The organism is Dyella sp. AD56 (assembly GCF_002878475.1).
GTDB lineage: Bacteria > Pseudomonadota > Gammaproteobacteria > Xanthomonadales > Rhodanobacteraceae > Dyella.
Window position 1 is genome coordinate 228182 of the sequence record NZ_NRDP01000007.1, and the last position, 15224, is coordinate 243405.

Genomic DNA, 15224 nt, shown 5'->3' on the forward strand with positions numbered 1-15224 from the left:
GCAGGCTCTAACACTGCCGCGCTTGCCATTTTCCGCTAAATTGCCCCATTGATCGCACGCCCGGCAGCAACCGAGGCCCCAGGAACCAGTGACGCCACGCATGTCTTCCATGTCCTATCTGGACGCCCTCGAGGCCGAGAGCATCCACATTTTTCGCGAAACGGCTGCTGCTTTCGAGCGCCCCGTGATGCTGTATTCCATCGGCAAGGACTCCTCGGTCCTGTTGCATCTGCTGCGCAAAGCGTTCTACCCGGCTCGTCCGCCGATGCCGCTGCTGCACGTGGACACCACCTGGAAGTTCCGCGAGATGATCGCGTTCCGCAATGAGGTGGCAACGGCGGGCGACGTGGAGGTGCTAGTCCACATCAACGAGGAAGGCGTTCGCCAGGGCATCTCACCGCTCACGCATGGTTCGGCCGTGCATACGGATGTGATGAAGACTGTGGCGCTCAAGCAGGCGCTGGATAAGTACGGTTTTGACGCCGCCATTGGCGGTGCGCGCCGCGACGAGGAGAAATCCCGCGCCAAGGAGCGCGTGTTCTCCTTCCGCAATGCGCAGCACCGCTGGGATCCCAAGCAGCAGCGCCCGGAGTTGTGGCACACCTTCAACACCCAGATTCACAAGGGCGAGAGCGTGCGTGTCTTCCCCTTGTCCAACTGGACCGAGATGGATGTCTGGCATTACGTGCGCCGTGAGCAGATTCCGGTGGTGCCGTTGTATTTCGCCAAGCAGCGGCCCGTCGTCGAGCGCGACGGTGCGCTCATCATGGTGGACGATGACCGGTTCGATCTGCGCAAAGGTGAGAAGGTGGAGATGCGCCATGTCCGTTTTCGCACCCTGGGCTGCTATCCGCTCACGGGTGCGGTCGAGTCGACCGCCGATACGCTGGACCAGATCATTGACGAGATGGCGGCCTCCCGCAGTTCGGAACGCCAGGGGCGGGTGATCGACAACGACGGCAACGCGTCGATGGAGCGCAAGAAGCAGGAGGGGTACTTCTGATGGCCATGACAGATACCGCCAAGAGCATTGCCCCAGACACCGGCTTGTTGCGTTTCATCACCTGCGGCAGCGTCGACGACGGTAAGAGCACGCTGCTCGGCCGCTTGCTCTACGACGCTGGCATGGTGCCCGACGATCAGCTCGCCACGCTGGTCCGCGACAGCCGTAAGCCCCAAGGGGGCGACCCGGATACGCTGGATTTCTCTCTGCTGACCGACGGCCTCGACGCCGAGCGCCAGCAGGGCATCACCATTGACGTGGCGTACCGCTATTTCCACACGCCACGCCGTAACTTCATTGTGGCCGACTGTCCGGGGCACGAGCAGTACACCCGGAACATGGCCACCGGTGCCTCCACGGCCCAGCTGGCCGTGGTGCTGGTGGACGCGCGCAAGGGTCTGCTGCCGCAGACGCGCCGTCACAGCTATATCTGCGCCTTGATGGGCATTCGCCAGGTGGTGCTGGCGGTCAACAAGATGGATCTGGTCGATTGCCGCGAAGACATCTACGCAGCCATTGCTCATGAGTACCGCGAATTGGCCACACAGCTGGGCATCACGACCGTGCATTGCCTGCCGGTCATTGCGCCAGGCGGCGATAACGTCGGCAAGCGCTCGACGCGGATGCCCTGGTATCAGGGCCCCACGCTGCTGGAATGGCTGGAGGCTGCCGACACGGTGGTGGCGCAGGCCGAAGAGTTCCGTATGCCGGTGCAGTGGGTGAACCGGCCTGACGCCTCTTTCCGCGGCTACGCCGGCACGGTCAGCGGCGGCCGGTTGGCCGTAGGCTCGGAGATCGTGGTGCAGCCGGCGATGCGTCGTGCCCGCGTCGAGCGCATCGTGACCGCCGATGGGGATCTGCAGGAGGCCGTGGCCGGCCAAGCGGTGACGTTGACGCTCGACCGCGAGATCGACGTCAGCCGCGGCGACGTGATTGCCGACGCGGCCCGACCCGCGCCCGTGGCTGATCAGTTCGCCGCCCACATCTTATGGATGGGCGATGAGTCACTGCTGCCCAATCGTGCCTACTGGCTCAAGATCGGCTCGCGTACGGTCAATGCGCGCATCACTTCGATCAAGCACAAGGTGGACGTGAACACGCAGGCCGAACTGGCGGCCCGCCGTCTCGACCTCAACGAGGTCGGCTACTGCAACATCGATCTCGACCATGCCGTCGCCTTCGAGTCGTACGCGACCAATCGCACCCTGGGCGGCTTTATCCTGATCGACCGCACCACCCATGCCACTGTCGGTTGCGGCATGCTGGATTTCGCGTTGCGCCGCGCGGCCAACGTGCATTGGCAGCACACCGACCTGGACAAAGAGGTTCGCAGCGTCAGCAAGGGGCAGCAGCCTCGCTGCCTGTGGTTCACCGGGCTTTCCGGCGCGGGCAAATCGACCATCGCCAATTTGGTCGAACGGCGCCTGCATTCACTCGGCTATCACACCTATATGTTGGACGGCGATAACCTGCGCCACGGCCTGAACAAGGATTTGGGCTTTACGCCCGAGGCGCGCGTGGAGAACGTCCGTCGCGTCGCCGAGGTCGCCCATCTCATGGTCGATGCCGGGTTGATCGTGCTGGTGTGCGTGATTTCGCCGTTCCAGAGCGAACGCCAATTTGCGCGCAGTCTGTTCGATGGTGGGGAGTTTCTCGAGGTGTTCGTTGACACCACGCTGGACGAGTGTGAGCGGCGCGATCCCAAGGGTCTTTATCGCAAGGCCCGTGCCGGTGAGATCATCAACTTCACGGGCATCGATTCGCCTTATGAGGTACCGGACGCCGCCGAGCTGCGCCTGCGCACCGCAGGTCTGCGCCCCGAACAGCTTGCCGAGCAGGTCGTCGAGCAGTTGCTCACGGGTCTGGGGCATTCGCCCCACACCCCCTGACCGGCGCATTCGCGCGTAGCGGTTTCCACGACCATCCCGGCGGCGGTCGGGATGGTCGTGATGGGGAGGTCCATCCGTTCACATGTTGCGCTGCACGAAGCGCCGCCGTTACGCGAACGCACGGTATGTGCCCGTCACGCTTGGCTTGGAATGTGCCGACGCGCCCGGCGATAATGGTTCTTTCCCCAGAGCACGACTGCGATGACTGAGAAGACCGTACTCAACGACACCCATCGTGCGCTCGGTGCGCGCATGGTCGATTTCGGCGGCTGGGATATGCCGATCAACTACGGCTCGCAGATCGAGGAACACCACGCCGTCCGCCGTGACGCCGGCATGTTCGACGTCTCCCACATGACGGTGGTCGACCTGCACGGTGCGCGCACGCGAGAGTTCCTGCGCCACCTGCTGGCCAACAACGTGGACAAGCTCAAGGTGCAGGGCAAGGCGCTGTACTCCTGCATGCTCAACGAGCAGGGCGGGGTGATCGACGACCTGATCGTCTACTTCCTTGGCGAAGAGTTCTTCCGCCTGGTGGTGAACGCCGCCACCCGCGAGAAGGACCTGCAGTGGATCGAAAAGCAGGCCAAGGCCTTCGACGTCCAGGTCAAGGAGCGCCCGGAATTCGCCATGATCGCCGTGCAGGGCCCCCATGCCCGTGACAAGGTCATCGGCCTGCTGGCAGAGGTTGATCACGAGCGCATCAAGAAGCTCGGCAAGTTCGCCGCCGCCGCTGCGCAGGGCCCGCACGGCATGCCGCTCTTTGTCGCCCGCACCGGCTACACCGGCGAGGACGGCTTCGAGATCATCGTGCCGCAGGAACACGCTGTTGCCCTTTGGCAGGCGCTCGCCGCCGCCGGTGTGGCGCCGGCGGGGCTGGGTGCTCGTGACACGCTGCGCCTGGAGGCGGGCATGAATCTCTACGGCCAGGACATGGATGAAACCGTGTCGCCGTGGGAGGCCAACCTTGGCTGGACCATCGCCCTGGACGAGGGCCGCGACTTCATTGGCCGCAAGGTGCTAGAGGCGCAGAAGGCGGCCGGCGTGAAGCGCGTGATGGTCGGCCTGGTGCTCGACGAGAAGGGCGTGCTGCGTCACGGCCAGCCGGTGCTCACTGCCAATGGTGCGGGCGAGATTCTCTCCGGCAGCTTCGCTCCGACGCTCAACAAGGCAGTGGCGTTTGCGCGTATTCCCGTGGGCGAGCCGGGCGACGTGCGCGTGGATATCCGCGGCAAAGAAGTACCGGTACGCGTGGTGAAATACCCCTTCGTGCGCGACGGCAAGCCCTGCGAAGGCATCTGATTTTCCACCTTGCGGCAGCTTGGGCTCAGCCCGTGTTGCCAACACGGTGGAGCGGCTAGAATTGCCGCTCCACCCACGACCCATATCAACGACTGGATTCGATCATGAGCGAGATTCCCGGCGATCTGAAATTCCTCAAGTCCCACGAGTGGGCCCGCGTCGAAGACGATGGCCTGGTGCGCGTGGGTATCTCCGACCACGCCCAGGGCCAGCTTGGCGACCTGGTGTATGTCGAGCTGCCCGAGATCGGCGCGAGCGTGAAGGCTGGTCACGGCGTGGCCGTGGTCGAGTCGGTCAAGGCCGCTTCGGACATCTACAGCCCGGTCTCCGGCGAGATTGTCGCGGTCAACGAGAACCTCAACGACAAGCCCGAAACCATCAACGAAGACGCTTTCGGCGATGGCTGGATCTTCCTGGTCCGCGCTAGCGACCGCGGCGAGCTCAACGAGATGCTCGATGCTGACGCCTACGCCGAGCTGATCGAGAACGAAGACCACTAAGCTCCGGTCTTCGACGCTTCACCCGACGCCGGCCGCCGCAAGCGGCCGGCGTCTTTTTTGGCCGGACGTCGCTGCGTTTTTTCGACTTGCGGAGGTGCTACTCGACGGTGATCGGCGCGTCGTTTTTCGCACTGCAGTTCTTGCCGTCCATGCCGATAGATGTCCAGCCGGACGGTGTCGGAAAATTGGGGTGGGCGTGACGAGGTGACCCGCTTCGATGCGTTCGACGCCCTTTCGGGAGGTTCGGAACGACCTTTTCGGGCGACCCCCCGAAAAATATTTTCAGTCGAGTTTCGTTCATCCTGGAGGGCGTCTCCGGGATGCGCCCGTCATGTGCTTGATGTGTCTTGGATTATGAGACACGCATGTTGCAGTGCATGAGGCCGTAAAAAGACAAAATGCCTTATTTTTAGCGGTTTTATTGATTTCAAGGTAATGATTATTGCATTTACATCTGGATGTTTGGACGTCCAAATGAAAATGCCCTTTACCCCCTGTAAGGCCTTGTATGGCGGGGGTTTGGGCCCTCCTTGAGGTGGGTGAAACGGATTGATTTCATGGTTAAAATCAATTGACAGTTGAAATCTTCAGGAATAGCTTTCGCATCGGAACACGGAGAACGGGTGCCATGGCAACATCGAAATTCATCAAGCCTTATGTCGAGCATGGAGAGAAGGCCGGCGCAGTACGCAAGATCACGGTCTCGATTCCATTGCACATCTTGAGGCCCCTATCTGACGAACGCACCCGTCGTCAGGTGAACAATCTTCGGCACGCCACCAACAGCGATTTGCTGGTGGAGGCGTTCCTACACGCTTTTACTGGGCAACCACTGCCAACTGATGAGGAGCTGAGACGAACTATGGCCACTGCCAAGAAAGCCACTGCTAAGAAGGCCGCCAAGAAGGCGACCAAGAAGACCGCCGTGAAGAAGACCGCTTCCAAGAAGCCGGTCGCCCGCAAGCCGGCCGCCAAGAAGGCTGCCGCCAAGAAGACCGCCCGCAAGGCTGTCGCCAAGAAGCGTCCGGCGGCTGCCAAGAAGGCTGCCGTGAAGAAGGTCGCGACCAAGCGGGTTGCGAAGAAGGTTGCTAAGAAGGCCGTCAAGAAGGTTGCCAAGAAGCGCACCGTGAAGAAGGCCGCCGCCGCTAAGGTGGTGAAGGCTACCAAGGCTGCAAAGGCCCCCAGGACCGCTAAGGTCGCTAAGGCCAAGAAGTAAGCTTTACTCTTAAAGCTTCACTCTTAATAACAAGCAAGCAAGAACGACTTTTCTCCCCGCGGTGCCCAGCGTGGGGAGAGTCCTTCGAAAGAGCGACTCGTCCCGGCCCTTGCCGGGACGCTTCGTTTCCGGGGTAAGAAAATTTCCTAAAGCGAGCTTGCCCCAGCGTGAGATGGCGGCGTCAGTCAACATGACGCCATGAGCATCCCGTCGCCGACACGACGTGCGATTTGCCGTAGTGCTGCATTACGGTTACCTTTCCCACATCCGCGCCGCGGCGAGCCTTGGGGAGGCTGGCCGCTCCTGGATTCACAGGGGGAAAAAGCGCGGGTATCTGATGCCACTCGGTGAGAGATCATGGATACCCGATATAAAAGTCATGCGCGTCGTCACGCGCGTGGGGTCGTTCGGCCCGCCACTATTGCTATTACTGCTGTCGTTGCCGTTCTGGCCGCAGCGTCCTGGTTTCTGATCATCAAGCCGCACCAGGATCTGGTCGCTACTGACACTGGCGCGCACCCGTCCACGCCGGTGAAGGCTGGAGTACAGGTGCCTCCGCCGCCGGTCAACGTGGCTGCGATGAGTTTGAACCAGTTGCTTGCGGAAGCCCGCAAGGCCGTGAACGAGCAGCGCCTGCTGGCTCCTGCCGGCAACAACGCCTTCGAGTTCTACCTAAATGTGCTGGAGAAGGACCCGGGCAACCAGGTCGCAACCGACGCATTGCGCGAAACCTTCCCGGTCGGTGCGAGCGTGGCCGAGCAGGCGATCAACTTGCGCGACTTCAACGAAGCGCAGCGTCAGATCGACCTCTTGGCGAAGGCCGACCCAGCGAACTACACGCTGACCATCCTGCGCTCCAAGCTCGATGCCCAGCGCAAGCTACAGGACCGCGAGCAGCAGCTGGCTTCGGACAAGGAGAAGCAGCAGCAACTGGCGGCGCAGAAGGCAGCCTCGGACAAGGTGGAGGCCGATCGCCTCGCTACGGAGTCGCAGCAGAAGGCCCAGGCTGACCAGCGTGCGGCGCAGGCGCGCGCGGCCCAGCAGCAGGCGACAGAGGCGGCCCGGCAGCAGCAGACGGCATCGTCCGCGGCCAACGCAGGCAATGCCGCAACGGCGAGTGTGGGTGGTACACACGGGGCGGTTCTATTGCGCAACGTGGCGCCGCGTTATCCCACCACGGCAGTTCGCGCCAACCAGGAAGGATGGGTGGAGGTGACCTTTACCATTACGCCTGAAGGCACCGTCGATGACGTGAAGGTGGTAGATGCCGAGCCGCGTCACGTGTTCGATCGCGCTGCGACGGAGGCCGTGAGTCGCTGGAAGTTCCAGCCCGCGACGCAGGATGGCAACCCGGTCGCCTCGCAGGACAAGCGCCGTATCGTGTTCAAGCTCAACTGACGACGGGTCGCTCGTCGTCGAGCGACCGGCACCCAACGCGAAAGCGCCGCATGGAAACATGCGGCGCTTTTTTTCTGGCGGTGTCTGAATCAGGTTTTGGTGCTGCGAGCCGCAGTCGCACTCTTGCCCTTGTGGCGCACCTTGCTCTTGGCAGGGGCGGCGGCCGGCGCGTCGCTCTCGACGCCGGCCCAGTCCACGTGAGGCAGGCCCAGCAGGCTGTCGAACACCATCGGCAGTAACCCGGCGGGCAGGGGATCGGCGGAATTCCACATCATCACCATGCCGACGTGGTACTTCGGCAGGAAGCCGATCATGGTGCGGTAACCCTCGACGGCACCCGCGTGGAAAATCATCGTCTCGCCTTCGTAATCGAACACGCGCCAGCCCAGTGCGTACGAGGCGTCTTCCAGGCGCGCGCGGCGCCATGGCGCGGAATGCATTTCCACCGGTGTGGATATCTCTGGCGCGTGCAGCGTGGCCAGCAGCGCGGGCGGCAGCACGTCCGGGCGCCCGCCCATCTGTGCGATCAGCCACTGCTCCATGTCCTTGAGGCTGGCGTTGACGCCAGCGGCGGGAGCCACGCGGTAATACGCCTCCTTCGGTTCGAACGGAATCCAGCCGCTACCGCCGGGACGATGCGGGCGTGCCCAGCTCTTGCTGGCCTCCAGTCCTTCGCGGCCGTAGCTGGCGGTTTTCATGCCGAGCGGGAAGAAAATGTTCTTGTCGACCTGGCGCGTAAAGAAGTCACCGGTCTGTGCATAGACCACGTCGCCGATCAGGCTGAAGGCGATGTTCTGGTAGCCGTAGCACTGGCCCACGTCACAGGTCAGCGTGACCTCGTCGAGCCGGCGCGCGAGTTCTTCGTAGGACAGGTTTTCTTCGAGCAAATTGTCATACGTGTTCTTGGGCAGGCCCAGGCGTTGGCCGAGAATGTCGCGCACGGTAGCCTGCTGCGCCGCGCCGTCGTTCTTGAGCTTGAAGAAAGGCAGTACGGCAGCAAGCTTGGTGTCCCACGACAGCTTGCCGTCGTCTACCAGCACGCCTGTCAGCGCGGTCGCGAAGGCCTTGGATAGCGACGCCAGGCGAAACACCGTCTCGGGCGTCACAGGCTCGCGCGTGGAGGCGTCGGCGTAGCCGATGGTGTCCTCGAACACCACCTTGTTGTCCGCCACGACGGCAGTCGCCAAGCCAGCGACGGCATTGCGCTGGTCTACGCGCTGCAGCCATAGCTGGTAGGACGCCAGCGTGTCCTTCATGCGATCGGCGGGCATGCCCTGGGGTGCTGCTGGCGGAAGGCTGGCGTCGCTGGAGGGCGCCGCGGCGTGCGCGCTGGGCGAGAGGCTGGCGAGCCCTAGCGTGGCGGCAATGAGTAGTGGAAGCGTGCGAAACGTCATGCTGTTCGATAGTGAGGGGCGCCAGCGGGCGCCGTGTCGAATAACAGCTCAGGAGAGAGCCGGGCCTTGAGTCGAGCGAGCCAGGTCCATCCATGACGGCCGGGCGAGAGTACCGCAGGGGCGCCGGAAAATCCGCTGCCCATAAGGTCGATGGTCGCTAAGGTTGAGACAACGGTGACGAGGGCATGGTTTCGTTCAGGATCAGCGCGCTGGCGCGCTCCGCGATCATGATGACGGGGGCGTTGGTATTGCCGCTAGGCAGACTTGGCATCACCGATGCATCCACGACTCGCAGATTCTCCACTCCGCGTACACGACATTCACTGTCGAGCGGCGCGTTCGTGGCTTTGCCCATGCGGCAGGTGCCAACGGGGTGGTAGATCGTCTCCGCCTTGCGCCGGATGAAGTCGGTGTATTCCGCATCGCTGGTGATGGCTCGCTCAGGAAACACCGGCGCTCCCCTGAAGCGGGAGAACGGCGGTTGCGAGAGGATGTCGCGGGACAGTCTTGCGCCTTCGATCATGCGCTGCAGGTCGTGCCCTTCCGGATCGCTTAGATAGTTTGCATGGATGGCGATGGCGTCAGCTGGGTCGGCTGAGCGCAGGCGCAACGTGCCGCGGCTGCGTGGGTGCAGATAGCACGCATGCACGGTGTAGCCATAGCCAGGAAGGCGATGGTGGCCGTGATCGTCCAGCAGTGCGGGCACGAAATGAAACTGCAGATCGCAGCGTTCGTCTGTGGCGAGCCGGCTGCGCACGAAGCCGCCCGCCTCGGCCACATTGGATGTGCCTGGGCCATCACGATGACGGAGGAAGCGCCAGCCGGCTACCAGTTCGTTGAGGTGGTCGTAGGTGATCTTTTGCGTGCAGCCGTCCAGCGTGCAGATATCCAGATGGTCCTGCAGATTGGCGCCGATTCCGGGTTGATCGACAAGCACGGCGATGTCGTGCTCCTGCAAGTGATCGGCCGGCCCCACGCCCGACAACATGAGCAATTGCGGCGTATTGATCGCCCCGCCCGCGAGGATGGTCTCGCCAGCCTCGATGATGGCATCGTGCCCGTGAAGCTGCACTCCGATGGCGCGCCCATGCGCGATGACTACGCGCTTAGCGAGTGCGCCGGTGCGTATCTCCAGGTTGGCTCGCTGTCGGGCAGGGCGGAGATACGCGGTGGCAGTGGAGCAGCGCGTGCCATTGCGCTGGGTGACCTGGTAGAAACCGAAGCCGTTTTGGTCGGGCCCATTGAAGTCATCGTTGCGTGCGTAGCCGGCGCTTGCGGCGCTGTCGATGAACACGTCGGATAGCGGGTTGCGATAGCGCAGATCACTCACCGACAAAGGGCCTCCGCTGCCATGCAACTCGTCGCCGCCGCGTGCCTGGTCTTGGCTGTAACGAAACCAGGGAAGCACCTGCTCCCATGACCAGCGGGCGTCGCCGGTGGCGTCGGCCCAGCGGTCGTAGTCACCGGGCACGCCGCGGATGTAGCACATGGCGTTAATCGAGCTGGAACCGCCCAATGTCTTGCCTCGTGGCCACCACAACGCGCGGTGTTGCAACTGCGCTTCCGGCTCGGTCCGATAGTTCCAGTTGAGCCGGCGATTGTTGGCAAGGCGCGCGATGCCGGCAGGCATGTGGATCAGCGGATGCCAGTCGGATGGTCCGGCCTCCAGCAACAATACGCGCTTGGTCCCACTTGCGCTGAGTCGGTTGGCGAGCACGCAGCCTGCCGAACCGGCGCCAACGATGATGTAGTCGTAGCTCATCCCGCCCCCTGCGCTTGGCCGTCATACCTGCATGCTAGTCTGTACAGGACCCACGCTGGAAACGCCGGTGAACACCCCCAGATCCGCCGCAGCGAACGAAAGCCGTACTTTGCTCCTCGCGACGGTGGCCTTCTTCTTCGTGCTGTTGGCCTACTACATCGTTCGAGCGCTGCGTGAAGAACTCGTGGGCGCTGTCGGGTCCAAGGAGCTGCCTCTGATTTACGGCATCACCCTCGTCGTGATGCTGCTGCTTACGCCCGCGTTTGGCGCACTAGTGGCGCGCTTCCCTCGCAAGCGTCTGATCGGCTACAGCTACAGTTTCTTCATTGCATGCTTTATCGCCTTCGTGCCGGCTTTTGTCATGCAGGATCATATTGGCGCACGTGTGTTGGGCTTGGTCTTCTACGTGTGGTTGAGCGTGTTCAACCTGTTCGTGGTGTCGCTCTTTTGGAGCCTCATGGCGGACATTTTCCAGAATGAGCAGGCCAAGCGCGTGTTTTCCATCATCGCGCTGGGCGGCATGGGGGGCGCCATCTGCGGGCCTGGTCTTGGCAAAGTGCTGCTCGGCGTCGTGGGCGTGCCGCCGCTGCTCATCATCTCAGCGGCTGCGCTGGCGGTTGCGCTGGGTTTGTTGCTCACCCTTTCCACGCACCACGACCATCGTGCGCCGGGCACCCAGGAAGAGGTTATCGGCGGATCGTTGTGGGCGGGCGCCAAAGAGCTATGGACGCGACCATTCCTGCGCTACATGGCGGTGCTGATGGTGCTTGGTGACGGTATCGGCACGCTTGCTTATGCATTGATGGCCGACTACACGAATGCGCATTACACCGACCGCGTGGCGCGCACCGATTTCTATTTCAACCTGGATCTGGCCACCAATTCCCTGGGAATACTCTTGCAACTCACGGTGACGCGGTGGTTGCTTATGCGCAAGGGGGCCGGCTGGGCCCTGGTCGTGGCATCGCTTGTGAACCTGTTGCTCCTGCTACTGGTTGCCATGATGGGTGTCGGCAAGGTGGGCATCTTCGGCCTGGTCGAGGTGCCGATGCTGGCGGTCATGATGGTGGGGTCACGCGGGTTCGCGTATGGCATGACCAAGCCGGCGACCGATTCGCTGTACACCCGAGTACCCCGTGAAACGCGCTACAAGGGCAAGAACTTCGTCGAGACGGCGATTTGGCGTTTCGGTGACCTGATCGTCACCAGTGGGGTGAGGCTCTTGGGTGCTATGGGCGTCGCCGCTACCGGCATGGCTGCGATCGGCGCGGGCGTATCGGTGTGTGCTGCGTGGATTTCCGCGCGCGCAGCCAACTCGCCCGACCTGCTGCCTGACCCGAAACCTATCGACGGTACGGGCCTGCGGCAGGCGGACGCCGCGGATGCCTGAACGTCTTCGCTCAGCTGGTGATATAGCGCTGCAGCTGTTCGATCTGCTCGGCCTGAGCGTCGATCACTTCCTTCACCAAGTCACCGATCGAGATCACGCCGACCACTCGCTCGCCGACGACCACCGGTAGGTGGCGGATACGGCTGTCGGTGCAAAGGCGCATGCAATCGAATACGTCGGTGTCAGGGCCCACGGTGAGCGCGGGGCTGCTCATGATCTCAGAGACAGCAGTTTGTGCGGAGGACCGCCCCTGGAGGATCACCTTCCGGGCGTAGTCGCGCTCGGAAACGATGCCGACCAGTCGTTCGCCGCGTATGACCAGCAGTGCGCCCACGCGGCGCTCCGCCATGTGCTTGATCGCTTCGAGTACGGGCGCGTCCGGTGCGATGCTGAAAATGTCGGTGCCCTTGCCTTCCAGCAAATGCTTGACCTGTCGCATGCTTGAACCTCCCCGAGGCCGCGGATGGGCCGCATGCAGGGAGTCTAACGCTGCTGCGTAGAAGCGGTGTTGACCTGACGTGAAGCGCTCGACTGGCGGCGCAGATTCAAGGCCGCGTGCGGGGTGTGCGCCTTTCCTCGATGAAGTACAGCGGCCGTTGCTTGCTCTCGGCGTAGTTGCGGCCAAGGTATTCGCCGATCACGCCCAAGGCGAGCATCTGTACGCCGCCCATGAACAGGATCACCACCATCAGCGAGGGATAGCCATGCACTTGGTCGCCAAGCAGCAGGGCTTTGCCGAACACCCAGGCGCCGTAGAGGAAGGCCAGCAGCGAGGCCATCACGCCGATCCAGGTGGCAAGCCGCAACGGCGCGGTGGAGAACGAGGTGAAGCCTTCGATAGCCAGTTGCAGCAGGCGCCAATAATTCCACTTGGTGGTGCCGGCCTGGCGCGGTTCGCGCAGGTAGTAGACCGCGGTTTGGCGGTAGCCAATCCAGGTGAACAGGCCTTTCATGAAGCGCTGGCGTTCGCGCACTTGGCGCAGGGCATCCAGCGCGCGACGCGAGAGCAGGCGGAAATCGCCGGTGTCGCGGGGGACACGAGTCTCCGACACGTGCTCCATGCTCCGGTAGAACAGGGCGGAGGTGAACCGCTTGAAGCTCGTTTCTCCCTCGCGCGCGGTGCGCGTCGCGTAGACCACGTCGAAGCCGTTGCGCCAGCGCTCGATCAAGGCCGGAATCAGTTCCGGTGGATCCTGAAGGTCAGCATCGATCACCACGGCGGCGTCGGCGTCGACATGATCCAGGCCTGCAGTTAGGGCTGCTTCCTTGCCGAAGTTGCGTGACAGCTTGAGTGCACCGGTGCGTGCGTCGCGTGCCGCCAGGCCTTCGATCAACTGCCAGGTCGTGTCGCTGCTGCCGTCGTCGATGTAGAGGATGTCGCAATCCAACGGAAGCTCATCGAGGACGTGGCTGAGCCGGGCGTGGAAAGCCTCCAGCACGGCGGCCTCGTTATAAACGGGTACGACGACGGTAAGGCGAGGCATGATGGATGCGAGGGGTTCCGCTGATACTCGGCGAATGCTAATGGACGCCTGCCCTGGGGGCGAGAGTGTCATCGGCGACGGGCGTCGCGGGGTGGCTGTCGACTCTGTAGATAGCCCGGTCCGCCGAGTTGCTCCATTTGCTGTTGGATCCAGTTGGCACGGCCCTGCACGTAGGTTGAGGGGTGGTCGGCATGGAGGCGCCGCGGGCTGGGCAACACCGCTGCCAGCCGTGCCGCTTGCGCCGCGCTGAGTTGCGCCGGCGATACGCGGAAGAACGCATCGCTGGCCGCGCCCACACCGTAGATCCCATCGCCCAGCTCGGCGATGTTCATGTACACCTCCAGGATGCGCTGTTTGGGCCAGGTCAGTTCGATCAGCACCGTGAAATACGCCTCCAGCCCCTTGCGAACGAAGCTGCGCCCGTTCCAAAGGAACAGATTCTTGGCGGTCTGCTGGCTGATGGTGCTGGCGCCGCGCAGGCGACGACCATCATCGGCGGCATCGACGGCGCTCTGGATGGAATCGAAGTCGAAACCGTGGTGGAAAGGGAATTTCTGGTCCTCGCCAGCCACCATGGCCAGCGGTACGTAGGGCGAAACTTCGCTCCAGGGCACCCAGCGGTGACGCAGGTGGAAGTCGTTCTCGCCATGAATGAGCGCGCCGACCTGACGTTCCATCATCACGGCGGAGGTCCATGGCGGAACAAACCGCAGCACCAATACGGCCAGCCAGCTCACTGCGAGCCAGGCCAGGAGGAGCAGAAGCAAGCGGCGGAGCAGGCGGACGGCAAGCGGGCGTCGTGGGGTCATGGCGGCGCTGTGACAGGATTGGCGGCAGTATAAGAGCCCCGACTCCCTCCCCCGACAGGCGGCCTGGCCGTCGTTGTGCCCGGATGCAGGCGCCCCCATGTAAGCAAATTGTTCTTGAGAGGTCGATCTCGTGGAAACCGTGCTTGTCGAAGATGTGCTGCATCGCTTCATGCTTGAGCGCGCCGGCGTGCGTGGCGTGCTCGTTCGTCTGGGTCCGGCCTGGCGCGAGGTCGCCGGCCGCTCCGCTTATCCCGCTGCATTGCGGTCTGTGCTCGGTCAGACGCTGGCGGCCAGTGCGCTGCTGACGGGCAACATCAAGCTTGATGGCGCCCTCTCGGTGGAGCTCAAGAGCAGCGGTCCGCTGCGGCTGTTGTTCGCCGAATGCACTGATCAGGGCCGGTTGCGTGGCCTGGCGCGGTGGAATGATCCATTGCCGCCGACCTTGGATCTCGCGGTACTGCCGGACGCCTATATGGCGATCACCATCGGCAATGCCGAACGTGGGCAGCGTTACCAGGGTCTGGTCGACCTGCAGCATCCGGAACTCGCGTCGGCGCTGGAGAATTATTTCGGCCAGTCCGAACAGCTTCCTGCGCGCATTGTGCTTGCCGCCGACGGTGAGCATGCGGTGGGCCTGATGCTGCAGAGGCTGCCTGACGAAGGCGGCCACGACGCCGTAGAGGACGAGGACGCCTGGACGCGCATCCAGCACCTGACCGCCACGCTAGGTCAGGAAGAGCTGCTGGCCACATCGCCGGAACAGTTGCTCTACCGCCTGTACCACGAGGAATCCGTGCGCCTGTTTGAGCCTCGCCCGCTGGCATTCGGCTGCAGTTGCACGCGCGATCGTGTCGAGGCGGTGCTGCGCTCGCTCGGCCGCGACGAAGTGGAGGCTGCACTGGAGGCGCGCGAGGGCGAGATCGAAGTGATCTGCGAGTTCTGCGCGCAGCGTTACACCTTCGACCGCATCGATGCCGAGCATCTGCTCAGCGTCAGCCCCGCGGCAACGGCGCCGAACACAGCGCAATAAGTTTCATGCAATAAAAAAAGGCCGGCATCGGGATGTGTCGGCCTTTT

13 protein-coding genes are annotated in these 15224 nt (G+C 63.0%); 8 read left to right on the plus strand and 5 right to left on the minus strand.

Annotation, left to right across the window (positions count from 1 at the left end; genetic code table 11):
• Positions 1-100: 100 nt before the first annotated feature.
• The 6 genes from cysD (at position 101) to DyAD56_RS07160 (ending at position 7308) form a co-directional block, all read left to right on the plus strand.
• Entirely contained in the window at positions 101-1003 is a 903-nt protein-coding gene (gene cysD / locus DyAD56_RS07135; RefSeq protein WP_102302049.1) for a sulfate adenylyltransferase subunit CysD, read from the plus strand.
• On the plus strand, positions 1003-2892 hold the full coding sequence (gene cysN, locus DyAD56_RS07140; protein WP_102302050.1) for a sulfate adenylyltransferase subunit CysN: 1890 nt from the start codon (positions 1003-1005) through the stop codon (positions 2890-2892). Before cysD ends, cysN begins: the two co-directional genes overlap by 1 nt.
• A gap of 201 nt (positions 2893-3093) precedes the next feature.
• Positions 3094-4194: a glycine cleavage system aminomethyltransferase GcvT gene (gene gcvT, locus DyAD56_RS07145; protein WP_102302051.1), complete on the plus strand. Its 1101-nt coding sequence runs from the start codon at positions 3094-3096 to the stop codon at positions 4192-4194.
• A gap of 104 nt (positions 4195-4298) precedes the next feature.
• The gene (gcvH, locus tag DyAD56_RS07150) at positions 4299-4694 is read left to right on the plus strand and encodes a glycine cleavage system protein GcvH (protein ID WP_102302052.1); all 396 of its coding nucleotides are present in this window, start codon (positions 4299-4301) and stop codon (positions 4692-4694) included.
• Between the two features lie 628 nt (positions 4695-5322).
• Positions 5323-5910 (plus strand): met regulon transcriptional regulator MetJ, encoded by a 588-nt coding sequence (gene metJ, locus DyAD56_RS24495; protein ID WP_102302053.1) that lies wholly within the window; start codon positions 5323-5325, stop codon positions 5908-5910.
• 357 nt (positions 5911-6267) lie between these two features.
• The gene (locus DyAD56_RS07160) at positions 6268-7308 is read left to right on the plus strand and encodes an energy transducer TonB (protein WP_102302054.1); all 1041 of its coding nucleotides are present in this window, start codon (positions 6268-6270) and stop codon (positions 7306-7308) included.
• An 89-nt stretch (positions 7309-7397) separates the two neighbouring features.
• Here the strand turns inward: DyAD56_RS07160 and DyAD56_RS07165 are convergent, their stop codons facing one another.
• Positions 7398-8702 carry a serine hydrolase domain-containing protein gene (locus DyAD56_RS07165; RefSeq protein WP_102302055.1) on the minus strand — a complete coding sequence of 435 codons (1305 nt, stop codon included), beginning with the start codon at positions 8700-8702 and terminating at the stop codon, positions 7398-7400.
• A gap of 157 nt (positions 8703-8859) precedes the next feature.
• Positions 8860-10464 carry a choline dehydrogenase gene (locus DyAD56_RS07170; RefSeq protein ID WP_102302056.1) on the minus strand — a complete coding sequence of 535 codons (1605 nt, stop codon included), beginning with the start codon at positions 10462-10464 and terminating at the stop codon, positions 8860-8862.
• 67 nt (positions 10465-10531) lie between these two features.
• Between DyAD56_RS07170 and DyAD56_RS07175 the strand changes: the two genes are divergently transcribed.
• On the plus strand, positions 10532-11854 hold the full coding sequence (locus DyAD56_RS07175; RefSeq protein ID WP_233202319.1) for an MFS transporter: 1323 nt from the start codon (positions 10532-10534) through the stop codon (positions 11852-11854).
• Positions 11855-11864: 10 nt separating this feature from the next.
• On the opposite strand, the gene DyAD56_RS07180 is transcribed toward DyAD56_RS07175, so the two are convergent.
• From DyAD56_RS07180 to mtgA, 3 genes are all read right to left on the minus strand, one after another.
• Positions 11865-12293: a CBS domain-containing protein gene (locus DyAD56_RS07180; protein ID WP_102302058.1), complete on the minus strand. Its 429-nt coding sequence runs from the start codon at positions 12291-12293 to the stop codon at positions 11865-11867.
• A gap of 106 nt (positions 12294-12399) precedes the next feature.
• Positions 12400-13338, minus strand: coding sequence for a glycosyltransferase family 2 protein (locus DyAD56_RS07185; protein WP_102302059.1), 939 nt, complete (start codon positions 13336-13338; stop codon positions 12400-12402).
• Positions 13339-13406: 68 nt separating this feature from the next.
• Complete coding sequence (gene mtgA, locus DyAD56_RS07190) at positions 13407-14147, minus strand: monofunctional biosynthetic peptidoglycan transglycosylase (protein ID WP_102302060.1); 741 nt, start codon at positions 14145-14147, stop codon at positions 13407-13409.
• 130 nt (positions 14148-14277) lie between these two features.
• On the opposite strand from mtgA, the gene DyAD56_RS07195 reads away from it, so the two are divergent.
• Complete coding sequence (locus tag DyAD56_RS07195) at positions 14278-15177, plus strand: Hsp33 family molecular chaperone HslO (protein ID WP_102302061.1); 900 nt, start codon at positions 14278-14280, stop codon at positions 15175-15177.
• Positions 15178-15224 lie beyond the last annotated feature (47 nt).